General features: G+C 44.8%; 20 protein-coding genes. 9 read left to right on the top strand and 11 right to left on the bottom strand.

Annotation, left to right across the window (positions count from 1 at the left end; all coding sequences use genetic code 11):
• On the bottom strand, positions 1-146 hold a 146-nt coding region (locus D1Z90_RS21760; RefSeq protein ID WP_232525231.1), incomplete at its 3' end, for a DUF6444 domain-containing protein.
• 270 nt (positions 147-416) lie between these two features.
• Between D1Z90_RS21760 and D1Z90_RS16650 the strand changes: the two genes are divergently transcribed.
• The 3 genes from D1Z90_RS16650 (at position 417) to D1Z90_RS16640 (ending at position 3,747) form a co-directional block, all read left to right on the top strand.
• Positions 417-1,124, top strand: a complete 708-nt coding sequence (locus tag D1Z90_RS16650) for a DUF1214 domain-containing protein (RefSeq protein ID WP_198419241.1) — start codon at positions 417-419, stop codon at positions 1,122-1,124.
• Positions 1,125-1,223: 99 nt separating this feature from the next.
• Positions 1,224-2,714: a DUF1254 domain-containing protein gene (locus tag D1Z90_RS16645; RefSeq protein WP_119911925.1), complete on the top strand. Its 1,491-nt coding sequence runs from the start codon at positions 1,224-1,226 to the stop codon at positions 2,712-2,714.
• Between the two features lie 94 nt (positions 2,715-2,808).
• Positions 2,809-3,747 carry a LysR family transcriptional regulator gene (locus tag D1Z90_RS16640; RefSeq protein WP_119911924.1) on the top strand — a complete coding sequence of 313 codons (939 nt, stop codon included), beginning with the start codon at positions 2,809-2,811 and terminating at the stop codon, positions 3,745-3,747.
• A gap of 164 nt (positions 3,748-3,911) precedes the next feature.
• Here D1Z90_RS16640 and D1Z90_RS16635 read toward each other — a convergent pair whose 3' ends face one another.
• Positions 3,912-5,081 carry a flagellar assembly protein T N-terminal domain-containing protein gene (locus D1Z90_RS16635; protein WP_119911923.1) on the bottom strand — a complete coding sequence of 390 codons (1,170 nt, stop codon included), beginning with the start codon at positions 5,079-5,081 and terminating at the stop codon, positions 3,912-3,914.
• 426 nt (positions 5,082-5,507) lie between these two features.
• Here D1Z90_RS16635 and D1Z90_RS16630 point away from each other — a divergent pair, with 426 nt between their 5' ends.
• Positions 5,508-6,215 (top strand): FlgO family outer membrane protein, encoded by a 708-nt coding sequence (locus D1Z90_RS16630; RefSeq protein ID WP_119911922.1) that lies wholly within the window; start codon positions 5,508-5,510, stop codon positions 6,213-6,215.
• A 9-nt stretch (positions 6,216-6,224) separates the two neighbouring features.
• Entirely contained in the window at positions 6,225-6,692 is a 468-nt protein-coding gene (locus tag D1Z90_RS16625) for an LPP20 family lipoprotein (RefSeq protein ID WP_119911921.1), read from the top strand.
• An 86-nt stretch (positions 6,693-6,778) separates the two neighbouring features.
• On the opposite strand, the gene D1Z90_RS16620 is transcribed toward D1Z90_RS16625, so the two are convergent.
• Together D1Z90_RS16620 and D1Z90_RS16615 are read right to left on the bottom strand one after the other, a co-directional pair.
• Complete coding sequence (locus D1Z90_RS16620; protein ID WP_158587173.1) at positions 6,779-7,651, bottom strand: DUF2057 family protein; 873 nt, start codon at positions 7,649-7,651, stop codon at positions 6,779-6,781.
• A 109-nt stretch (positions 7,652-7,760) separates the two neighbouring features.
• Positions 7,761-8,843, bottom strand: coding sequence for a porin (locus D1Z90_RS16615; RefSeq protein ID WP_119911919.1), 1,083 nt, complete (start codon positions 8,841-8,843; stop codon positions 7,761-7,763).
• A 555-nt stretch (positions 8,844-9,398) separates the two neighbouring features.
• Between D1Z90_RS16615 and D1Z90_RS16610 the strand changes: the two genes are divergently transcribed.
• The 4 genes from D1Z90_RS16610 to D1Z90_RS16595 all read left to right on the top strand — a co-directional run bounded on the left by D1Z90_RS16610 (position 9,399) and on the right by D1Z90_RS16595 (position 12,931).
• Entirely contained in the window at positions 9,399-10,226 is an 828-nt protein-coding gene (locus D1Z90_RS16610) for an SDR family oxidoreductase (RefSeq protein ID WP_119911918.1), read from the top strand.
• A 2-nt stretch (positions 10,227-10,228) separates the two neighbouring features.
• Positions 10,229-11,125 carry a TraB/GumN family protein gene (locus D1Z90_RS16605; RefSeq protein ID WP_119911917.1) on the top strand — a complete coding sequence of 299 codons (897 nt, stop codon included), beginning with the start codon at positions 10,229-10,231 and terminating at the stop codon, positions 11,123-11,125.
• A gap of 62 nt (positions 11,126-11,187) precedes the next feature.
• Positions 11,188-11,331, top strand: a complete 144-nt coding sequence (locus tag D1Z90_RS16600) for a DUF3149 domain-containing protein (protein ID WP_369122275.1) — start codon at positions 11,188-11,190, stop codon at positions 11,329-11,331.
• Between the two features lie 157 nt (positions 11,332-11,488).
• The gene (locus D1Z90_RS16595; RefSeq protein ID WP_119911915.1) at positions 11,489-12,931 is read left to right on the top strand and encodes a hypothetical protein; all 1,443 of its coding nucleotides are present in this window, start codon (positions 11,489-11,491) and stop codon (positions 12,929-12,931) included.
• Between the two features lie 77 nt (positions 12,932-13,008).
• Here the strand turns inward: D1Z90_RS16595 and D1Z90_RS16590 are convergent, their stop codons facing one another.
• The 7 genes from D1Z90_RS16590 to purL all read right to left on the bottom strand — a co-directional run bounded on the left by D1Z90_RS16590 (position 13,009) and on the right by purL (position 24,265).
• Positions 13,009-13,533, bottom strand: coding sequence for a hypothetical protein (locus tag D1Z90_RS16590; RefSeq protein WP_147378787.1), 525 nt, complete (start codon positions 13,531-13,533; stop codon positions 13,009-13,011).
• Positions 13,534-13,616: 83 nt separating this feature from the next.
• A complete protein-coding gene (gene cobC, locus D1Z90_RS16585; protein ID WP_119911913.1) occupies positions 13,617-14,222 on the bottom strand; it encodes an alpha-ribazole phosphatase in 606 nt (201 codons plus the stop codon).
• Positions 14,207-14,965, bottom strand: a complete 759-nt coding sequence (gene cobS / locus D1Z90_RS16580; RefSeq protein WP_119911912.1) for an adenosylcobinamide-GDP ribazoletransferase — start codon at positions 14,963-14,965, stop codon at positions 14,207-14,209. The genes cobC and cobS overlap by 16 nt, the downstream gene beginning before the upstream one ends.
• Positions 14,958-15,995, bottom strand: coding sequence for a nicotinate-nucleotide--dimethylbenzimidazole phosphoribosyltransferase (gene cobT, locus D1Z90_RS16575; RefSeq protein WP_119911911.1), 1,038 nt, complete (start codon positions 15,993-15,995; stop codon positions 14,958-14,960). Before cobT ends, cobS begins: the two co-directional genes overlap by 8 nt.
• A gap of 173 nt (positions 15,996-16,168) precedes the next feature.
• Positions 16,169-17,647, bottom strand: coding sequence for a cardiolipin synthase (gene cls / locus D1Z90_RS16570; protein WP_119911910.1), 1,479 nt, complete (start codon positions 17,645-17,647; stop codon positions 16,169-16,171).
• A 43-nt stretch (positions 17,648-17,690) separates the two neighbouring features.
• Positions 17,691-20,009, bottom strand: coding sequence for a putative bifunctional diguanylate cyclase/phosphodiesterase (locus D1Z90_RS16565; RefSeq protein ID WP_119911909.1), 2,319 nt, complete (start codon positions 20,007-20,009; stop codon positions 17,691-17,693).
• Between the two features lie 368 nt (positions 20,010-20,377).
• A complete protein-coding gene (gene purL, locus D1Z90_RS16560) occupies positions 20,378-24,265 on the bottom strand; it encodes a phosphoribosylformylglycinamidine synthase (protein WP_119911908.1) in 3,888 nt (1,295 codons plus the stop codon).
• Positions 24,266-24,371 lie beyond the last annotated feature (106 nt).

Genomic DNA, 24,371 nt, shown 5'->3' with positions numbered 1-24,371 from the left:
TGTGATGACGGCACAGAAGAATTTCGACTATTTTGATTTAGTCTGTCTTCAAGTTCTGCCAACTTATTCCATAAAAACTGGATAATATCCTTCGCCTCTTCAGGCGAATCGAAATCTGGCGGTGGAGGTAATGTTTTCTTATTCATCCTACCAGATTGCCACCACAAAAAGATCACTCAAGTTGGAAGTGGGATCAAGTTAACTAGATCACATAATTTTAGTGTCAAGTCCTCGCGGCTGAATAGTTACCCGGTGATTACGCTAAGCACATCAAGATTTACCACCTTGCTGATGCCAACAATCCACCAAAGACCAAGCACTTAGATGCGACAGAAGTCGCCTATGATAGCCTGCCTTATTATAATGAAACCTTCTTTCAAGACATTAATGATGTCGTACAAGAAAACCCCATTCGCATGCAAGACAAAGCCATGGTTTCTTTGTTAAAAGATTTGGGCATTGAAAAAGGCAAAGCGTTTAACCCAAGTAAAGAACAAAAACAAGCCATGCGTGAGGGAGTATTAATGGCTTATGCCCATATGCAATCTAAGTTTGTTGAGCCAGACCAAACCGTCAGCCCACTGTGGAAAGATGAAAGCGGCCAACCTCTTTTACAATGGTCATTTTGGAATTTTGGCCCGCAAGCGCAACTAGGCTTTCCATTTGTTGATGAAGATGAAGTATTAGTTGATAAACGCGCAGCATCTTATTTCTATGTCACTTACCTGCCACAACAACTGGGCGGATCAACGTTCTATTTAACCGGCCTTCGAGACTCTGAAGGCAAAATGTTAGACGGTAAAGCCACCTATAAATTGAATGTTCCGGCAGATACCCCGGTAGAAGACTTTTGGTCAGCCATCGTCTATAGCATGGAAACCAAGAACTTTGTTAAAGGCGTCGACCGCGTCGGCCTTTCTTCACGCAACGCTGACACCCTGCAAAAAAATACAGACGGCTCCTACGACTTATACTTTGGACCCAAAGCGCCGAAAGGACACGAAACGAACTGGGTGCCGACAGGCGGTGAAGCTTACTTCTTGTTATTCAGGTTGTATCGCCCAACATCTAAAACCTTCTTTAAAGACTGGATGCTTAACGACCTGGTTAAAGTCAGCGAATAACCCCTTAACCAGGCCCTTCAGTGGGCCTGGTTAGTGGCCTAACAATCTATGTAACAGACGAGCTGTTAATTAACCCGTTTACCTAAAAGAGAAATATTCATGAAAAAAACACTCATCGCAACCCTATTTATCACCCTTGGCTTCTCTTCCGTGACTTTAGCAGAGGCAAAATACAGTGCGCAGGTGCCAAGTAGCATCATCACCCCTAACCATGTAGAGTCAATCTACCTTGGCGATCTAAGATACAAAGATGGTGCGCCAACAGCTGAAACCCACAGTAAAGTGCAAGACTTTGTACAAGTTGCTAATGCCGTTAGAGTGTTTCTTTCTGGTATCCCCGTCGCCTCGATCCAAGGTCTATTATTGGGCCATGAAAGCATAGGTATGGTGCCAAACCAAACTATCGCTATTTCAGAAAATAACCTTGATGCCAATAGCCTCTGGCTCACAGCAAACACTACAACGCCTTACATTACGTCTGAAATTGACGTAAAAAATGGCCCCGTCATTCTTGAAATTCCGACACCTGTGCTTGGCTTACTGGATAATGCCGCATTTAAGTTTGTAGACAGAATCGGCGTGACCCACCCAGATAATAAGGCCAAAGCAGGTAAGTATTTTATCCGCCACAGCACTTGGCAAGGAAAAGTGCCCGAAGGCTATATTGAAGTTGTCAGTGAAGGTTACCAACACTGGCTATTGCTGCGCCTAGTAAGCTCACCGGCTGAAATGCAACAAGGCATAGATAAACTTAAACAAACCACTAAGCTCTACCCTTACGGTAAAAAAGACAGCACTGAGTTTATTGATATTTCGGGCGTAGACTACAACACCATTCACGCGATGGATGCCACTTTCTACGACGAAATCAACGCGCTGATACAATATGAGCCAACGGCTATTTTTAATGCCGAATGGCTTTCGCTCGCCAAAAACCTTGGCATTGAAAAAGGTAAAGAGTTTACACCTGATGCGCGAATGCAACGGATTCTAACGGAAGCAGCTAAGCTCGCGACGGCAGAGGCTCGCTCAACCTACTTTCATCCGAAACAAGCAATGTTCCGCTATGAAGACAGACAGTGGTTTACGCCATTAGTCTCGGGCCATGAATTTAAAGATGACAATGGCGTGATAGACGCTGACATGCGCGCGACCTTCCACTTTATGGCCACCGGTATCACGCCAGACATGGTGACAAAAACCGTCGGTAAAGGCTCAGATTATTTACTGGCAACACGGGATGCTAACAAACAAGTTCTCGATGGCAGCAAACACTATACCGTTACCTTGCCGGCTAATGCACCGGTTGACAAGTTTTGGTCGTTTATGATTTATGACAACCAAACTCGTTCGATGTTAGAAACCGACCAAAAATCCGCAGGATTAGACGGTTTAAGTAAAAACATAAAACAAAATGCTGACGGCTCTATCACAGTACATTTTTCGCCAAACGCACCAAAAGGCATGGAAGGAAACTGGGTGCAAACCACGAAAGGTAAAGGCTTTAATATTATTTTTAGGATGTACTCACCAACCCAAGCTTGGTTTGATAACAGCTGGAAACCCAGTGACTTTATCGAAGTAAAATAAGCCTTTAATCCCTGCCCCCTTTACCGGGGGCATTACGCAAAGGCGGTAACAACAAGTTACAATGAGCTAAAGCCATTAATGAGATATCCACGCAATGAATATTCATACTAGCCATCAGTTAAATAGAGTCGACCTCAACCTATTAGTGGCTTTGGATGTGTTACTTAAAGAGCAGAATGTGACTCATGCAGCCCAAGTACTGTTTGTGTCCCAGTCAGCCATGAGCAGAAGTTTAAAGCGCTTACGGGAAACCTTTGACGACCCACTTTTTATTCGTACTGCTACAGGCCTGACCCCCACCACCAAAGCGCTTGAACTTGGCCAAGAGCTGCAAGCGATTCTGCCCCAGCTCAATGCCCTGTTTAAACAAGGCCAGTTTAACCCTGCAGAGTGTAATGACACCTTTTCCATCTCATTACCGACATTTTTGAGCAGTGCCGTTCTGCCAAGCCTAGTCTTATCGCTATGTAACGAAGCGCCCAACGTCAGTTTGATAGAAATGGCAGCTAAAAGTAACCCTTTCGATTTATTGGATAAAGGCAAACTCGACTTTGCCATTCATTATACTTGTCCTGCGGAATCAAAATATAAAGCGAGTAAAATCGGCAGTATTTATCCTAAGCTGTATGTCAGAAAAAACCACCCTTTGGCGAATAAGCCTTCCAGTTTACAAGAGATATTGCGCTATCCGGTGTTAGCGATGAATGTAGAAGATGATCACAAGCAGACTTTTAACACGCCATTACAACGAATTTTAAACCAACTCAAAAATCAGCCGCGGCCTAAGCTTCGCAGTACTCAAACTCACGTGTTAATGCAAATAGCAACACATTCCGATGCCGTCATATTTGGCATGAACGCGTTAAACTCAATGGCTCATTTCAATGCAGCGTTTGTTGATATTCATGACTTCGTAGACAGCCCCCAGTACCACGTTGACCTTTATTTACTGCGGCACCAACGTACGTTTACGTCTGCCGCTCATTCATGGATGGCAAACAAGCTGATCGAGACGTTAAAAAAGAGCATTTAACGCCAGCTATCCTCGTCATGAAACAACATCATGAGCCTCCGTAGCGGCAAAGGGGGAAGGTTACCTCTGCACGAGAACAAGTCTGACTATTCAATGCCGCTTAAATATGTACCAGCAAAAAGTGGCTAACACACGCACTTTCAGGTAAACGGCCAAATCAAGCATTACTGAATAATCGCGTAATCATTAAGTTGGATATTGTTAGCGTCAAGCGTGTCGGCGCCTTGTAACACGGCGGAGTCGTGATAAAGCTCGACTACTTTGACTTTAATATTACTCTTTTCCTGGCGAAAACGGACGATGCCAAATTGATCGGTATAACTGCCGTTGTGCATCAAGGTTAATCGCTCCCCGACTTTCAGACCATTTTTACGCCCTAGGTTTATTTGGATTTTATTATCACGAATAGCAATAACTTTGGCTTGGGGCGCTTCACAGGCTAACGCGGTTGAAGTATCTAACATCACTTCATCCATCACGGTTAACAATGATTGGCCGTAAGGGCTCCGCCAGAACTTCATGGATGCCAGGTCAATACGCGCTGTTTCTTTAAAGCCCCAAGTTGCCTGACGTCGGTAATGCTTACGCTCAAGGAGATCGCCACTTAAGCCGTCAAATAAATAAGTCACCAAGTAAAAATGACGCGGCGGATCTTTCACCCAAAAATCAAGCGCAGAACGTTCTTCCAGCTCAACCGATACATCTTCAATGGAGCCGAGCAATACAAATTGGGTATCTGCACGTTTGGCAAGCGCCTTTATTTGCTGCCTTACGGTTTCATTGCGAGCATCGAGTTTAGCTGGGTCAAAGCTGACATTTTGATTGATAAACTGGCGGATATCAAAACTGGTGTGATTGAGTTCCATCAGGTTATTTAGTTTATCCGAAAAGACTCGGTTTAACTCACTGATATCCCCTACTCTCGCCTGGTCTCGATTTTTCATCTTGAACCTTACCAAGGCCAAAGACTTAGCATACGCTTGCCCTTTGCATTGCTGCGCACGGGCTTGTGGAAAGACGTCTACTTGCACTGTAACGGTGATGGTATTCTTATCAAGAGTTTCATTGGTTACTTTCAATGCGCGGATATCCCCGCCGCCACTGACCGACAAGCTCTGTTGCTCGAGCACACCGTTGTTCACTTGCTGCAAACTCTGGATTGAACCGCCTGAATACAATAAAGCTTGTTTTACCGCGTCTTGTATCGCCGCATCTCTGGCAGCTTTTACATCATTACCGACGATAGCTTGACCTTGAGCTTCGAACCATTTAGCCCAACTCGGTTGTAACACCAGCGGCAAAACCAACAATAGAAGATAAATAACACGTTTCATCTCGTTACCTTATTCATTTATCGGCGTTACTTAATATCTCGTTTAACTATACACCCCATAGCTTGAGAGCATAGCGAATCACGGCTTCAAAGCGATTATGCTTGCTGTCTATTGTCGCGGCGATTTGAAAAACAAAGTAAGCCTGTTAATTTTGTATTAATGCAATCACTGTGCCATTTACAAGCGTCAAGAAATAGCCAACCAGATCTAAGCAAACATGGCACGTTTAGTGCTTTATTTTTATCATCATCGTGAATCGCCAAATTTCAGTCTGCTAGACTGCCATTTTCCCTTGGCAATTGAATTTAGCACTGCCTTTGGTAAATGATTCAAGCTTTGTTCGTAAAGGCCGATATTAACAATATGGTTTAACGTGCAGTAAAAATGTACAAGGTAAACGACTTTGTACTGCATTAAGGATTGCTCATGAAAGTCGCTCTCGCTGCCCTTTGCAGCTTCAGTTTATTGGCTTGTGCTACATCACAACCGTCTCAAGAAGAGGCGCCGCAAACTAATGAAACTAAGACCGGTTATTACGGTTCATACGTATCACCCGGATATAAAAGCTGGGGCCACGACACCCCGCCAGGTAAATATGCTATGCCAGGCGACAGAGCGGTAGAGCTAGATTACATCATTCGCGGCTTGGCCGATGAAATGTTTAAAAACCAAAACAGCCAAACTAAAAACACACCTATTGCAGTGACATCACTGGCGAACATGGACGACCTACAAAATACAAATTGGCTAGGGCTGGCCATTTCTGAAGCCTTTATCCATGAGCTTCACGTTCGCAACATGCCAGTGATTGACCACAAGCTCACGGGGAAAATTAAAGTCACTCCCGATGGCGACTTTGTATTTAGTCGCGAGTGGCAGGAATTAAAAGCCCGGATACCTGTTTACCGGATCTTTACTGGCACCATGTCTCGCAATAGTGAAGGCGTCATCGTCAATCTTAGAACCATAAATATGCAAAACTATTTGGTAGAGTCAACTGCCCGAGCATTTGTGCCCAACCGTTTACTGACAGGTGGCGTTAACAGTTTAGATACTGCGAATAAAGGCATTTATATTCAAAGGCACAGCGAGCCCAATGGCGAGCTAGGCCGTAAAGTCGAATTGGTTAAGTAGGGAGCGATAATGTCATTAAAACGAACTTATCTGATTGGCGTTTTATGCGCTAGCGTAGCATTAACGGCTTGCTCTAACTTCAGCAATACCCATGTTGAGTATGAAACCGCAAAACCGGATGAGTTTCCGGTGTTGGTTGCGGTAGGCTATGCCCCAATCGCTAACCAACCGGGTAAAAATAAGCAGCAAAAGATGCTCAACGCCATGCGAGCATCAAAAATTGACGCGTATCGGGAATTGGCGGAGCAACTTCATGGGCTGCAACTCACCAGCGGCAGTAATATGCATGAACAAACGCTCAGCGGCGATTACATCAAGGCAAAAGTGGATGGGGCTATTCGCGGCGCACGCGTCGTGCAAACCTACCCAGTCGGTGAGATGTATGCCACAGAGCTTGAACTCAACACTAAAACGCTGTTTTATATTAATGAAGTACAAACTCCGGCGCAAAAAGTGAAAGACATCACCTATTATTAAGTGCTGCCAGTAGTTTTTAACGTATCCAAAAAAGCCCGCATAATGCGGGCTTTCTTTTTGGTCGACAAACAGAAACTAAGTCACTGCTATTTCATGTTCTCTACGGCCCACGAAATAATCTCAGAGCGCTCTGAAACATTGGCTTCGGTAAACCAATAGGTCAACATGTCATAACCTTTTGAGCCTGGCTTAGCTTGACCCTTAATGGCTTTACGGTTCTTCAACGCCCAATCAATGAAGGCCTCTTGCTCAGCAGGTGTGACTTTATTAAACCAATGCTGCAACATTTGCGCTTCGGTAGAGAAATCAGAATTAGCACGGGTAATTGCCCCGGCGCTTGTTGCTGCAACGGCAGTCGTTGCTACAGGCGCCGCTGCAGGTGCAGACGAAGCTATTTCCCCACCACCAACGTTGTAGTCTTGTTGTGCTTTTTGATAACGCTTAACTAACCCTTGAATGTATGCAGCAGGAACCTCAAACTCAAGGCCTTTTTCTGCACCAGATACTAGTATTTCAAAAGGTAAACCAGTGTCTTTCGCAGCAACTAAAGTTGCAGTAGGTATAGGAAATTCAAACCACTGATTATTCATACAGTTATCATTACACATCTGGCTTGTCACTTTTTGTGCAGTCACTTTGCCTCGAATTCCGTCTACTCGATAATCTTCAAACTCTGATGTTGTTTGAAAATAAGATAACTCCATATGCACAATGGCATCACTTTCAGCCGGAGACGTTTTTGAAAAGCTTGTAGTAATATAGTACTGAGCAGCCGTTACTTTCGCGCCGGCTTCGCTGGTTGGCTTGGCTTGTACTTTTGTACCTTGCACTCGAACTGCGTTATAACCGATATCAATTTGCGTTTCCTTTGCAAACTCTTCAGATGAAGTAGAATTGGGATTAGCAGCGCAAGCCATTAAGCTAGCTGAAAGTGAAACGATCAATATTTTTTTTAGCATATAACTACCTATTTTTTTCAGCCATCTTAACATTTAATTTTTTTTTACTGCAATAAAAAACGCCAGCTTACGCTGGCGTTTAAGAGGTAGATACCGTTTTAAGCTTAGCTTAGAAACCGTATTCTAGACCAACACGTACAACGATGTCATCGTTCTCACCACGCCAGTCGATGATATCACGCTGGGCAACACGTAGGTAAGGTACGAAACCGTTTACTACGTACATAACTTGACCAGAAATGATGCTATCTTCATCAGATTGCTTAACACCTTCAACTTCAGACTCAAGGTTAGCAGTGTAACCTAGTTTAAAGCCTAGAGAGCCAGCCCAGTATTGCCCGATCACAGAGTAAGAATCCTGTTCACTCTTAACAGTTGTTGCGCCAGTTTTGTCTTTCGACTCACCAGATTTGTATGCAGCCGCTAGACCGAAACCTGCAGGTAGGCTAGCTTCGAAACCTACTAACCAACCAAATGTGTCAACATCAGCGCTACCGCGGAAATCTTGAGCAGCTTCTAGACCTGCGTGTAGGGTAACCATGTCAGCGAAACGGTAGTGAGCCGCAGCACCGTAGAAGTAAGAATCTTTAGATGCGTTGTCTTGACCACTTGAACTTTGAGAGCTAGGGTTAGCATCGTCATCACGACCTACAGCAAGAGCAAAGTTGAAGTTACCGAAAGATGGAGAATCGTAACGAATAGTGTTTGATTGACGATCGTAGTAGTATGCTACGTCACCGCCCCAGTCCCAAGAAGCACCTAGACCTGGGTTAGCGTATGGCCAGTCAATGATTTCGTACATTGGCGTTAGAACGCGACCGAAACGCACTTTACCCCAGTCGCCTTTAAGACCAACAAAAGTATCACGGAAACCTAACACACCACCGTGAACACCACCGTGTCCCCAGTCTACGTTATCTACGTAGCCAGATTCAACTTGCATGAAAACGTCGATGTTTTCAGTCATTGCTTTACCCGCACGGAAACCGATACGTGATTCATTCTCGATAACTGGACCTTTGTTCAGCTCCGGGTTTACGTCACCGCCAATAGCGTCACCGTAGCTAACTACAGAGATAGCTGCTACACCGTATACTTCTACGTTGAAATCGTTGTTTTCACCGATTTGGTACGCGTTTGCGCCCATAGATGCAGTTGCAAGCGCAGCTGCTACTAGAGTTTTCTTAAACATGTTCTCTCCTTGAGAATAGACTCAGCGTTTTAAGTCGACCCCTAATTGTCCATAAATTCCTATGTCCGTGGGGTCTGTCTTTCTTTTAAAATTGTAACCACATGGTTACAAATCCGTTTTAGGTAAAAAGCGATTTTCTTGCCTTCACCTCATGGGTACTCATACTACCTCTGCGATGGGATTTAGCAACACAATTTACCGAGTAAGAACTAAAAAACAGAGGTGAATCACAAAATAAAATTGAACTTTTTAAAACTCATTTTAAATCAGCAGGTTGAAAAATAAAAGAGATAGGAAATAGGTATATTTAGAGAGGGTTTAGAGTGATTTCATGAAAAAATCTAGCCCTAAATCACATAAAGTGAGCAGTCTTAAACCGCACTTTTATCCAGAACAATGTCATTTAAATCTCATTGACTTTGAATAGGATGCCAACATTATAGACACTTACGCTATACCAACAACGATTTAGGTTAAGTCAGTGGCGACAATTTGACCTAGCTCCGCTTTTTTGGCGTTTAATAAACCCATTACTTTAAAAAAAATGGATTCATCATGGCACTTTCTATACTCATCACAGGTTGTTCCAGTGGCATTGGCCAATATTGTGCCAAACAACTTGCCCTCGCAGGCCATCAAGTCTTTGCAACCGTGCGTCGAGAACAAGAGCATGCAGCTTTACTTGCTTGCGGCATTCAACCGATCCACATGGATCTCGCTGATCTCTCTTCGATCCAGCAAGGTTTTGCCGACATGATGCGATACTCAGGGGGGAAAATTGACATTCTTTTCAATAACGCAGCTTATGGCCAACCCGGCGCGGTAGAAGATTTACCCACAGCAGTACTCATCGAGCAATTTCAGGTCAATGTATTTGCGTGGCATGAACTATCACAACTCGCTTTAAAAACGATGAGGCAACAAAACAGCGGCCGGATAATTCAAAATAGCTCAGTATTAGGTGTTGTCGCGATGAAGTATCGTGGCGCTTATAATGCCAGTAAGTTTGCTTTAGAAGGGTTAACAGATACCATGCGGTTAGAATTAGGTGATACCAATATACATATAAGCCTGATTGAACCGGGGCCAATCGTATCTCGATTTAGAGAGCATGCCTTGGCAGCGTTTAGAGCCAACATTAACATAGAGGCAAGCCCACATAAAAAGGCTTACCAACAAACCCTCGCGCGATTAGCCGCAACCGAATCGAATAACAAGTTTACACTCGGGCCAGAAGCGGTATACCAAGCGCTATTAGAGGCCATTCATGCTAAACGCCCAAAAGCACGCTATCGAGTGACGACGCCAACCAAAGTGTTTGCCATGTTAAAAAGGCTGTTACCCACCTCATTGCTCGACAAACTATTAAAGCAGGTAGCTTAACCATGCCATTATCTCGCCTTTGCACTGTCATCTGTATTTTGCTTTTGCTGGTTGTAAGCACACCAGCGGGCTTTGCCAGTAACAGCCAACCGGCCTATTGGCAGCTGATTCATCAAAATGGCACCAAACTGACGGTATTGGGTTCAATCCACATCGGCCATAAAGGCCTATACCCATTGCCAATGCCGTTAATGCAAGCATTCAATGAAGCTGACAGCTTGATAGTTGAAGTCAATATCGCCGCAATCAGTCCGCAACATAAGCTGCAAGCGGCAAATATTATCCGCTTAACGCCAGGAAAATCTTTGCCGGACGTACTCAATGAGACAGACTGGCAAGCTTTACAGCAAGCCGCGACCAAGTTATCGCTCGACCTCAAAAGCTTTTACGGGTTTCAGCCTTGGTTTGTAACATTGAATCTCATGCAAACTGCCTTTGCAAAACAAGGCTATCAAGTAGATAAAGGCATCGATCAATATTTCTTAACCCAAGCTTTACTAAGCAGTAAACCCATCGTTCAATTTGAAACATTACCGCAGCAAATGCAACTTTTAAGAGAAGTTGCTTTACGGGACAACCTGACATTAGCTGAGGGTTTAACCCAACTTGATAAAGTCGCTAACGTTACTCAACAATCTTTGCAGGCGTGGCAACGCGGTGATTTAGATCAATTAGAGCAGTTATTATTAGCATTGGATGATATGCCGCCAGGCTCGCCCAGTTACCAACTGATGCTGACAAGCAGAAATCACGCTTGGGTTGATATCATTCAACAGCAACCTATCAAAAAGCACTATTTTATCTTGGTTGGTGCATTGCACCTTACCGGACCAGACAGCTTGATTACTCTGTTAAAGCATGCCGGCTTTCAAGTCCAAAGGAAACCTAAAGCAGATTGATCCAGATCATAACGCTCTGTTCACTTAATTTTTACACTTAAGAAAAAATGAACAGGAGAAATATGATGGATTTATGGATGGACTTATTATTTGGCAACGCCATTGGCCTCGCTTCAGTCAGTGTCATCGCTACCACTGTGGCTTTATGTACCTTCTATGCTGTCTATTTCTTACTGAAAGTAAAAAATGCCACGCCACAAGATTAAAATAGCCTTTTAACAAAGAAAAGCAGGCATTTAGCCTGCTTTTTTTATATCATCTGTTTGATAATGAAGTTTTTAGCATAACAATAACAAATATGTTTTGGATTGAGCCAAGGATCAGGTCTCTTTTTAGTAGATAGACAAAGGTGGCGGATCCATTATGGCATTCAGTAATTCAAATACTCACTCGCAGCAAAGCTCTATTCTCAGCGAACAAGAATTAGCACTTCTTACCGCCGATCCAAAACCTAAGGATCTCAACTTTGCAGTCTACAGCTATTGCCCCGATCTTGCGTTGCAGCATATTACCAGCCACGACTATTATGATCTTGCGACCCTACTGCCCGCATTAGCCACCAGCCCACGAGGCATAGCAGTAATCTTAAGCGACCGCGTCAGTCAGCAGCCACTGACGGACGATCTTTTACAGCTTTTGCAAAAACGCAAAGACATCAACTTATTCTGGTACGGTGAAATGCCGGATATGAACCTTGATATTCCGGCTTTTACTTACTGCCAAAGCCTAGCGTCTTTAGAAAATCAGTTACAGGCTTGGCAAACTAGGCGACAACAAATCTACCAACAATGGTTGGCCAGGTACCCTGTTACGCTGGTGGATCACCATGACGTAGCCAATAAACAACAGCTTTTGACGCAATGTGGCGTGCAAACGTTGACGCTTACCCGAGCGTCGCTACCAGAAAGTACCACTGAAGGTGCGCAATTGATCATAATTAACCTCGATCTTCCCGATCTGAGATTGATCGACTTGCTCACGGCACTGTCTCATCAGGATCAACGGCCACTTTTTTTGCTTTATGGTCAAATTAGTGAGAATCTCAGCCGCGCGGTGTACGCCATGGTAGAAAGTTATTCTTTCCCAGTACTTGCTTGCTTGACGTCAGTGCCAGATAAACGGCAATGGCAAAAATTGTTTATTACGCTTTTTAGCCGCTTATATTTAAAGCATTGGTTAGGGCAGCACTCAAAAATGGAAGGCGCTTTCCCCGTTCACCGGTTATCAGATAAAGCGATGCAGAGTTATTTATGCATGCCAAGCATGAGTATTGAAGAAATTGCGGCGCTGCCTAGCCATCAAGCATTACATAAAATCTTGTTTATCGATAGCCTATACGACTGGTTTCCAGAAGGCATTAAACGGGTCCATCGCCAGCAATTGGCACAAACACTGAACTGTTCCCCTGATCATATTGATATTTTATTTAATGATACAAGCAAAGCTCGGCCCGGTAATATCTTGTTTGCGTTATTGGTGATGACGCGCCTGGCAGGCTCTAAGGTTTATTGGTTAGTCGAGCGAGAGCAAGATTTGTCTGTCGACTTGCTAAAAGGCTTGCCCGTTTCTGACATTTTATTGTCTTCGCCATTAAGCCAGTTGCTGCTGAGCAAACCGACCGAAGAACTGCTGTCGTTCATTGAACTAGCCAAAGATCTCAATATACGTTTAGGTGCGACCTTGTCTAAAAATCAAAGCGCAACTTACGGCTTACATATGTACGGTATTGAGTTTATTTTAGATGATCGCCACTCGATTGAGCAGCTCAAGCAACCTACGCATTTAAGTTTAGTGGCTCACCAATAATATAACTAGCCGCCAAACCTCTACCTTTAATATACCCAACAAATTGCGCGACAAACCAGCGCAATAGGCCAATCACCTTAGAGCATCTCGGTTAAGTGGTGAGTTTGTTGCGTAAGTTGAATGATTTGACAGCTCAAAAGGTGATCCCCTTGACCAGTCGCGCCGCGCATCGTGGCAGTTTGCCACCGACAAAGTTGTCGCGCGTATTGCTCTCCCGCTTCTATAGTCAGTTGTAATTGCTTACTAAGGTGTTGATCTCCGCTGATAGTTTCAAGCTCAGACATTGCCTTAATTGCTGAAAGCTTTGCGGTTTCATACGCTAATTGTTGCTGTTTTAACAGCGTTTCTAAGCAGGGTTTAAGTGCAATGCGATTCGCTGCTTGCTGCCAACACACATCTAGGGGAGTCATAACTGCTGAAGTTCGTAAGTCTTTGCCACCCGCTAATCGCTCAGTGGAACTCTGGGTGGTAGTAGCTTCTTTTGGATGCGCACTTTCAGCAAAGCAAGAAGCGCTTACTGCAGAGCAAGCTAAAGCCAAGATCAGTAGCAAGTAGCCAACAAAGGGGCCACAAAAAGTGATAATAGTTCTGCAACAATTCATTTTGATACTCCAAACCACCGGCTTAAACATGAGAAAGCGTTTCCACCACCACTTCACTCAGCACTTTTAGCAATACCTCTACATCAATACTTTTGTGACTCAGGTGGCTTTAAGGTGCGGTTGAGATAATTAAGCTGTTTAAATTCACCTTCAATGGTGAGCTTACTAATGCTGCCATAATCCAAGCCCAACTTTACAGACTCAGTCACTGCAAGGTTGAGTTCATGTGCTACCACCGAGCGGATCACGCCAGCATGGCAAACAAGGGCTATGCACTGCCCTTGATGTGCCTGGGCAAGTGCTTGCCAAGCGGCTATCACTCGTCGGTGAAACTGACTTAAACTTTCTCCTCCAGGAATGCAAAAATGCAGTAACTCCTGTTGCCAAGCCGTTATCTGTGTCCGGCTGATTTCACTCCAGTTTTTTCCTTCCCAATGCCCAAAGTGGAATTCTTTGAGGCTATCAATTACTTGATAAGAAGAGTTCGATAAAGCGGAGAGTTGCTGCGCAAGTCCCGTGCACCGTGTTAATGGGCTAGTATATACCTGAGTGATGCCTTTGCCCTTTCCCCATTCTAACAAGCTGGCTTGCTGTAGCTGACCAAATTGACTCAGGCTGAGGTCAAGTTGGCCATAACACATGCCTGTCGCGATATCCGGTTGCGGGTGACGAATTAAGTAACAGCGCACAAGGTTGACCCTAACAATAAATAGACAGTGACTTCATATATTTGCTGAGAAGCGCCCAAACAGTCACCGGTAATCCCGCCCAATTGCTTTTTAAACCAACGATTGAGCAATATACACATCAAACTTAAGCAGGCTATTAATACGAGAATCGACTGCCAAGGCAGAAATGCCAGAGCCAATAGTGGCCAAATAGCCGCAAACATCAACTCAGGTAATGATAATGAAAGCTTGTGCTGCGCGCTTTTACTGTCAGTGTGCTCTCTAACGTATGGCAATAACGACATGCTTAGCAATGGAAAAAACCGGCTAACAGTATGCCCAACAAATAAAGCTAAAATGGGCTCAGCGGAGTCAGACAGCGATTGAAATTTAAGCAGCAGCAAAATGGTTAACCCAACGCTGGCATACGTGCCCACACGAGAGTCTTTCATGATGGTTAAAATCGCTTTTTTACCATAGCCCCCACCAAAACCATCACAGGTATCTGCAAAACCATCTTCGTGAAAACTTCCAGTCAACCAGATGGTTGCAGCCATCGACAGCAACACTGCTATCGGCAATGAAAACAGCATACCTGAAACATAAAGCACAAGAGCGGCAAACGCAGCCACCAAATAACCAATCAAGGGAAAAAAAACATTCCCTCGAGTCAGAGTTTCAGGGTCGTACTGCACACTCTTTGGGCCTGGAATACGAGTATAAAATGTTAAAGCATGAATAAATCGGGGCCACACCTTAGCCATCTTTACTGACACCCGCATCTTCAAATGACGCCATTTGATTGACAAACAGTACCGCAGACTGAACCAAGGGGTAAGCCACAGCCACGCCACTGCCTTCACCCAAACGCATATCCAAATCAATCAAAGCTTCTACCGCCATGGCTTTAAGCATCTTCTTATGTCCCAGCTCTTTCGAGCGATGACAAAAAATGGCGTATTGTAAAAATGCCGGATGCATCTTACTGGCCAACAAGGCCGCGCTGGAAGCAATAAAACCATCCACCAATACCAACATACGCAGCTCGGCGGCTTTAAGCATGGCTCCGCACATCATCGCAATTTCGAAGCCACCGAACTCGGCCAATACCTGCATAGGCGTGGACTTTTTCAACTGCGCCCGCTTCAAGGCTTTATTGATAAGTTTGGCTTTCCGCTCGACCCCTGCCTTGTCAAGTCCAGTGCCGACGCCTGTACATTCTTGTGCATCCAGATTCAGCACTGCCGCCATTATCGCAGCCGCAGAGCTAGTATTACCGATTCCCATTTCACCAAAACCAATGACATTAGAGCCGCGCTTGTGCCTATCGGCCACGAGTTCTGAGCCTTTTTCTAGCGCTTGTTGGCACTGTAAATCTGTCATTGCAGCTTGTTTGACAAAGTTTTGGGTACCTTTGCTAATACTTGCGTCTATTAAACCAACATGTTCTGGCAGCTCACCATTAATACCCGCATTAACCACTCTAAATTCAATGCCATGTTGCTGACAAAATACATTAATGGCCGCGCCGCCTTGCAAGAAGTTCATCACCATTTGCTGCGTGACAGCTTGTGGAAATGGGCTTACGCCAGACTCTACTACCCCATGGTCACCGGCAAATACCAACATTTGCGGCTCTTTCAGTTGTGGTGTGAGCGTCTGCTGCACTTGGCATATCTGTTTGGCTAACAGCTCTAACTTGCCTAGGCTGCCTATTGGCTTGGTCTTGTTGTCAATACAGTGAGCGATATCTGCATCTAAGCCGGTATTGAGAAGTGGAATGTCAAAAATCATGGCGATACCATTTTACAGGAGAGAATATGAAATAAGAGGCGGCAATTTGCGTCGAACATCTCGCCTCTTAAGCTGCCTTTTATGGGCTATAAGGTAGCATAAATCCCAGCCTAACTATAATGACATAGACTTGCCACAGTCAGTTATCGGTGGGCAGTCGACAACTATGTGACTTAAAGCAAAGGACTGAAGAGGTAACAGACGTTCTCAACAAAACGACGACCCACGCTACGTTGTCGCCATTGCTGTAAATCCAACCGATTAGAAGCTAAAAGATAGTGCATTTGCAAATTTAACACCGCTCCTGCAAAGTCGGCGTCATCAATTAACATGGTGATTTCAAAGTTTAACCAAAAACTGCGGCGGTCAAGGTTTACCGTTCCAACCAAAGCAACGCGTTCATCCACCACGATACTCTTAGTGTGCAACAAGCCGCCGGTAAACTTATGAATTTCCACCCCATCAGCCATTAGCTCGTCATAAAATGCGCTGGCTGCAAACTTCACCAGTAAGGAGTCATTTTTCGCAGGCATAATCACTTTAACTTTAACCCCGCGCTGCGCTGCCGCTCTTAGGGCCGCATGTAAGCCTTCATCAGGCACAAAGTAAGGCGTGGTTAAGACCAAACTGTGCTTAGCGGCATAGACCGAGGTTAATAAGATCTGATGGATGCAGTCTCCTTTAGGGAAAGGTCCAGAAGGTATTAGCTGTACATTGCCCTTCATGCCAGATACTTGCTGCGGCTGTACCGGAATGGTTTTGATTACGCGCTCACCGGTTTCCATTTCCCAATCGCACGCCAGCACTGCCCAAATAAAGCTGACAGCAGGCCCTTGCACCCTGACCATAATATCGACCCATTCGCCAACGCCCGCTTCTTTTTTAAAATACAAAGGATCGACCAGGTTCATGCTGCCGGTATAAGCGATGGTTTTATCTATGCTGATAAGTTTGCGATGCATGCGCAGGTCTTGCCGCTGCAAGAACATACGCCATGCTCCAACAGGTAATACTTCAACCAGTTGCACGCCACTTGCACGCATTTTTTTTGGCCAAGCCGACTTAAAAAAAGCTTTACTGCCAACCGAGTCTAGTAATACGCGGCATTGTACTCCCCGCTCTGCTGCATCACATAAAGCTTGCGCCATTAGATCTGCCAACCCGCCAGGGTGCCAAATGTAAAACTCTAAAAAGCAGCTGTGTTTTGCGTTGTGTAACTGTTCAATGATTTCGGTCAGGATTTTGTCCGTGTTATCGAGCAAGGTCAGCTGATTGCCTTTGAGGCTGGGAATATTGAGCAGGCTTTCGGTCAATTTGTGCATCGGCATTGCAATATCCGATATGACCGCGGTTTTTGCGCAAAGCTGCTGTTTGAGATCTTCCATAGTTTGCACAAATGGCTCAAACATGTCGGTGGCACGCTGCGCCCTTTTGCGGCCTAAGTTTAATTCACCAAATAAAAGGTAAAACCCTACCCCAGCAAAAGGTACGGCATAAATAATGGCAAGCCAAGACAAAGAGATACCTATCTCTCGGCGTTTCATAATTACCCGCAGCGATACCGAGCCGACAATAAGGGCATGAAAGGTGATAATTACCCATCCCCACACATCACCTTGTTGTAAATAGAACAGCGCTTTGTCTAGCCACATATTGCTTGTTTAAGAATTGAAATGTATAGCAATCTTAGCTTGTTTATTGGTTACAGCGAAGATAAAAAGCCGCTTCAGCCCTGCGCATGGGCGCGACCACATGATAACCTTGCACCAAGTCGCAACCTAAGTCTTGCACATAATCACTTTGAATATCTGTTTCCACGCCTTCACTGACCACATCAATCGCCAAGTTATCACCGAGAGAAATAATCGATTTAATGATGGCTTTTTCTACCGGGTCAACGTGAGCATTACGTAAAAACTCTCTTGAGATCTTGAGCTTGCCTATCGAGATATTTTTCATATGATAAAGCGAAGAACTGCCCATACCATAATCATCCAAAGCAAGTTGAATCCCAAGTTTGGTAATGTTCTTTAAATTCGCCCGCACCACACTTGAGTCCGCAGATAATACGTCTTCAAACATTTCAAACTCAAGCCATTGCCCTTGGCATTCGCTTTGTTTTAAAACCGCCATTAAATCGGCAATTAAGTTGTTTTGTGTCAGTGAGCTGAGGGAGATATTGACCGCCAAACGGCCAAAGTTTAGTCCTTGATCCTGCCAAGCTTTGGCTTGCAAACACGCTTGTCGAATAACCCAAAAATCGATTTGGCTGATCAAATCACACTCTTCGGCTACCGCAAGAAACTGTGCCGGCTCAATCAAGCCATAACTCGGATGATTCCAACGTAATAAGGTCTCAACCCCAGTGACGCAATTTTGCTTTAGGCTTAACTGAGGCTGGAAATAGACTTCAAACTCATCCTTTCGCAGCGCCATGCGTAGTTCTTTTTCGAGGGTAAACTGACGCTGCGCAGCAAGCGTAATTTCCTCTGTATAAAACTCGTAATAGTGGGTTCGGTCTTGCTTTACCCGTTGTAATGCTGCATCTGCGTTGCCAATCAGGCTATCAGGGGTTTCACCATCATCGGGATAAAGGCTAATGCCAATGTTGCAATTTAGGTACAAAGTATTGCCATCAACCGTCAGGCCGCAAGACAACATTTGTTCTATGTCTTTCGCTACCTGCGCAGCGTCTTGCTCGTTACACAACTCGTCTAAAATGAGCGCGTATTCATCACTGCCAAAACGAGCAACTACGTCCTTTTTATTACAAAAGTGAGTAAGTTGCTGCGCTACCTCTTTCAATAACTTATCACCAAAACCATGGCCTAAATTTTTATTAAAGCGGCTAAATCGCTCTATGTCTAAATGCATGACAGCAAGACAATGGCCATTTCGCTGCGCCCGTTGCATCAATTCATCTAAACGCTGGATAAAAAACAGTCGATTGGCTAATCCGGTTAAACTGTCGTGCATTTTCACGTAACGCAGCTTTTCTTCGGTTTCTTTTAATTTGCTTAAATCGGTAAACGTAGCAACGTAGTTAATAACTTGGCCTTGGGCATCTAGCACAGAAGAAATATTTAGCCACTGGTGAAATAGCTCTCCGTTTTTGCGTTTATTTACGATTTCACCGTGCCAAGAACCATGACTGCCCAACTGGTGCCAAAGTGACTGATAAAATGCCTCATCATGACGACCTGACTTTAGAATGGCTGGGGTAAACCCCACGACGTCGGACTCATTAAAGCCGGTAATACGGGTAAATGAAGGGTTAATCGATAAAATGGTGCCTTCTACGTCAGTAATGAAAATGCCTTCTTGGGTGGTTTCATAGACAATAGCCGCACGCTTCAAGCGCTTTTCAGATTTACGTTTTTCGGTAATATCTCGGCCCACACCCACTAAGCCCATCACCTTGCCTTGCTTATCACTAAAAGGCACTTTCAGCATGTCTATCCAATGCTGCTCACCATTATGATAAGTCAGAATTTCTTCAGAAGTCAGCGATTCACCGGATGTAACCACTTGTAAATCTTGTTGCTGACACATAATGGCTTGCTGACGTTCAAAAAATACGTCATCAGTTTGGCCTAAAATAACACTTTCATCGTGACCAGCAAAAACTTCAAATTGGTTATTACAACCTAAGAAACGACTTTGTTTATCTTTAAAGAAAATGAGATCTGGAATAGAGTTAATTAATGCATTAATGAGTGAATCTTGGTGCTCAATGCGCTGTTGCAAAACCCGATCAGAATGATGGTTTAAACAAAACTCTTTGAGGTTTATTGACTCGGCTTTTTCTGGCAAGGCACTTACCAAGGCTCGCTGAACCTCTGACAGGGGCTCATCGATCAGCAGCAGGCTAAAATCTTGCTGCAAGGCTTGGTTGAAATCGTCATCATTATCGACAAAGGTGATATCACAGTGAAGCGTACCGCTCAGCTGCATGACTAAGGACTTTATGAGAGAAGTATTGCGACCAAAATACAACACTTTTTTTGAATCCATTCTTTACACCTATGTTTAATGGCCAGATAAAATGACAATAGGAAATGCCAAAACAGCCTTTATAACAAAAATAAAACCGACACAAGCAAGCTAACATCCTAATCAACTGCTTATGGAAATATGCATTAATATATTCTGACAGGTTATGTTAAGTATCATCCCATAACCGCTTTTTAATAGTTAGTTAATATTGCGTTAATTGCCGGTAAAGTAACCAAGTTTAAATAAAAAAAAGATGCATAGATAAAGAACTGAGATCAAGGTCAAACTTAATTTATCAATAAAATATAAATTTACATTTCAGTGATAAAAATAAAAAAACGCGGCTTAAAGGCCGCGTTTAATTATTTGTTTAAAGTGTAAGCAACTTAGCCAAGATTGACCCGCGCATTACGGAACATACGCATCCACGGGCTGTCCTCGTTCCAATCACTTGGGTGCCAAGAGTTCGCCACCGAGCGGAAAACACGCTCAGGGTGAGGCATCATGATGGTGACACGACCGTCGGTAGTTGTTAAGCCCGTGATACCGTTTGGCGAGCCATTCGGGTTCGCTGGGTATTGCTCTGTTACTTTACCGTAGTTATCAACGTAACGCGCGGCAATAGTGCCAGAGGCTTCAAGGGCTTTCAGCGCAGAGGCATCAGCCACTTCAACGCGGCCTTCACCATGAGAAACAGCGATAGGCATACGCGAGCCTGCCATACCTTGGAAGAACAAGGACGGGTTTTGCTGAATTTCTACTAGGCTAAAGCGAGCTTCAAAACGCTCTGAATTATTACGTACAAAACGCGGCCAATGTTCCGAGCCTGGGATCAACTCTTTGAGGTTAGACAACATCTGACAACCGTTACATACGCCGAGTGCAAAACTATTATTACGCTCAAAGAAGGCTTGGAATTCTTCTCTTGCTCTTGGATTGAACAAAATAGATTTCGCCCAACCTTCACCCGCGCCTAAAACGTCACCATATGAGAAACCACCACAAGCAACTAAACCGGCAAAGTCTTCCAGTTTAACGTCGCCGGCTAAAATATCACTCATGTGAATGTCCGTCGCGGCAAAACCTGCGCGATCAAACGCGGCGGCCATTTCTAAGTGAGAGTTAACGCCTTGCTCACGCAAAATAGCCATTTTCGGCGCAGCGCCTTTAGCAATAAATGGCGCTGCAACATCTTCATTGATGTCGAATGACAGGTTCACGTTTAGACCAGGGTCGTTGGCATCGGCTTTGGCTTCAAATTCTTGTTGCGCGCACTCAGGGTTATCACGAAGCGCCTGCATTTGGTGAGTAGTTTGCGCCCAAATCACACGAAGATCATTGCGAGACTCACTCAGTACATTTACACCATTACGGCTAAAGCTCACTTGGTCATCTTGAGTGAGACCGCCAATAACGTGGCTACAAGCTGCTAAGCCGTGACCTGCTAATACGTTTAGTACTGATTCTTTGTCTGCTGATGCAACTTGAACCACGGCGCCGAGCTCTTCACTGAATAAAGCAGCCAAGTCGTCATTGCCCAACTGGTCAAGCGCTATGCTGACACCCGTGTGGCCAGCAAATGCCATCTCGGCAACAGTCGTAAATAAACCACCGTCAGAACGGTCATGGTAAGCCAGTAGCTTGTTGTCCGCGACCAAAGCTTGAATCGCATTGTAGAAACCTTTTAGCTGCTCAGCGCTGTCTACGTCAGGCACTGTGTCACCAAGCTGTTTGTATACTTGCGCCAAAGAAGATGCGCCAAGACGGTTTTTACCGTTACCCAAGTCAATCAAGATAAGGTCGGTATCACCTTGATCCGTTTTCAATTCAGGTGTGACTGTACTGCGTACATCTGTCACGCGGGCAAAAGCGGTAATAATGAGTGACAGTGGTGAAGTCACTTCTTTGTTTTCACCGTCTTGCTGCCACTTGGTCTTCATTGACATCGAATCTTTACCAACCGGGATCGTGATGTCTAACTCAGGACATAACTCCTCACCGACCGCTTTAACCGCTTCATACAAACCCGCATCTTCGCCAGGGTGACCGGCTGCTGCCATCCAGTTAGCAGACAACTTAAGACGGTTCATTTCGCCAATTTGCGTGGCAGCAATGTTGGTGATTGACTCCGCCACGGCTAAACGGGCAGAAGCGCCAAAATCAAGTAAAGCCACCGGCGTACGCTCGCCAATCGCCATTGCTTCACCTGCGTAGGTATCATAACTTGCAGCTGTCACCGCGCAGTTCGCTACAGGGATTTGCCAAGGGCCAACCATTTGATCGCGAGCCACTAAGCCCGTCACGGTTCTGTCGCCAATGGTGATCAGGAACGTTTTCTCAGCAATGGCAGGTAAACGCAACAGACGGTGCGCAGCTTCTGACAAGCTCACGTCACTTAACTTCAACGCTTCGCCAGCTGCTTTTTGCGATGTTACGTCGCGGTGCATTTTGGGTGCTTTACCTAATAATACGTCCATTGGTAAATCGATTGGCATATTATTGAAATGTTCATCTTCTAACGTTAAATGCAGCGCTTCAGTTGCTTCACCTAATACAGCAAACGGCGCACGTTCACGCTTACAAATAGCTTCAAAAACAGGCATGTTTTCAGGTTTAATCGCCATCACGTAACGCTCTTGTGACTCGTTACACCAAATAGCGTGAGGCGCCATGCCCGGTTCATCATTTGGAATCGCACGTAACTGGAATTTACCGCCACGACCACCATCATCCACTAGCTCAGGCATCGCATTTGATAAACCGCCCGCACCCACATCGTGGATAAACTGAATCGGGTTGTTGTCCCCTAGTTGCCAACATCTGTCGATCACTTCCTGACAACGACGTTCCATTTCAGGGTTTTCACGTTGCACTGACGCAAAGTCCAAATCTTCAGCAGACTGGCCAGAGTCCATTGACGATGCTGCGCCGCCGCCCAAACCGATATTCATCGCTGGGCCACCTAGGACCACAAGTTTAGCGCCAACCGGGATATCATTTTTCTCAACGTGTTCGCCGCGAATATTGCCTAGACCACCAGCCAACATGATAGGCTTGTGGTAACCGCGGATTTCTAAACCGTTGTGGCTATTTACCTGCTCTTCGTAGGTACGGAAGTAACCCAGAATGTTTGGTCGACCAAATTCGTTGTTAAACGCGGCGCCGCCCAAAGGGCCTTCAAGCATAATATCAAGGGCAGAAACAATGCGCCCAGGCTTGCCAAAGTCTGTCTCCCACGGTTGTTCAAAACCAGGAATGCGCAGGTTAGATACGGTAAAACCAACTAACCCCGCTTTTGGCTTAGAACCAACGCCCGTAGCACCTTCATCACGAATTTCACCGCCAGAGCCCGTTGCAGCGCCCGGCCAAGGAGAGATGGCAGTCGGGTGGTTGTGGGTTTCAACTTTCATCAAAATATGAATATCTTCTTGATGATAGTTGTACTCACGGTTCTCAATGCTTGGGAAGAAACGACCGGCTTTAGAGCCCACCATCACCGCGGCGTTATCTTTATAAGCACTTAATACGTACTCACTGTTATTCTCATAAGTATTTTTAATCATTTTAAATAATGATTTAGCTTGCTTACTGCCATCAATGGTCCAGTCTGCATTAAAAATCTTATGACGACAGTGCTCTGAGTTCGCTTGTGCAAACATCATTAATTCAATGTCATTTGGGTTACGGTTTAGCTTGATAAAGTTTTCAACTAAGTAGTCAATTTCATCTTCAGCCAGCGCCAAGCCTAATTCGGTATTAGCTTGCTCAAGCGCTGCACGCCCGCCACTAAGAATGTCTACGCTGGTCATTTTTCCAGGTTGCTCTGCCACAAACAATTTTGCCGCATCTGACATTTCATCAGAAACCGTTTCCATCATGCGATCGTGTAATACGCCGGCAACAGCAGCCAATTGGCTCTGGCTAAGCTCACCTTCGATGTAATAAGCAATACCACGCTCTAAGCGTTTAACATTTTCAAGGCCGGTATTGTGGGCAATGTCAGTCGCTTTTGATGACCAAGGAGAAATAGTACCTGGACGAGGTGTCACTAACACCAATTGGCCTACTGGCTCATGTTCTTGAATGGTTGGACCGTAAGTCAACAATTTAACAAGTACTTGATGTTGTGATTCAGTCAGTTCCGCTGATAAGTCGGCAAAATGCATGTATTCTGCGTAAATGTTACTAACTGGGAGTGATAAGTCCTGACATGCTTTCAGCAGTTGATTAACTCTGAATGCTGATAATGCTGGCGCACCTCGCAAGATTTCCATTAACGTATTCTCACTTAATAAATGGGTGGGTCTATAGATCGCGCGTATTATAGAGAAATTGTTAAAATAACGCCATACAACTTACGTGGTTTCGTTGTGCAATCTC

The organism is Motilimonas pumila, assembly GCF_003596335.1.
In the GTDB taxonomy this organism is placed as follows: Bacteria; Pseudomonadota; Gammaproteobacteria; order Enterobacterales; family CBDFNC01; genus Motilimonas; species Motilimonas pumila.
Note: the sequence above shows the minus strand (reverse complement) of the source record. Positions and strands in the feature narration are given on the sequence as shown.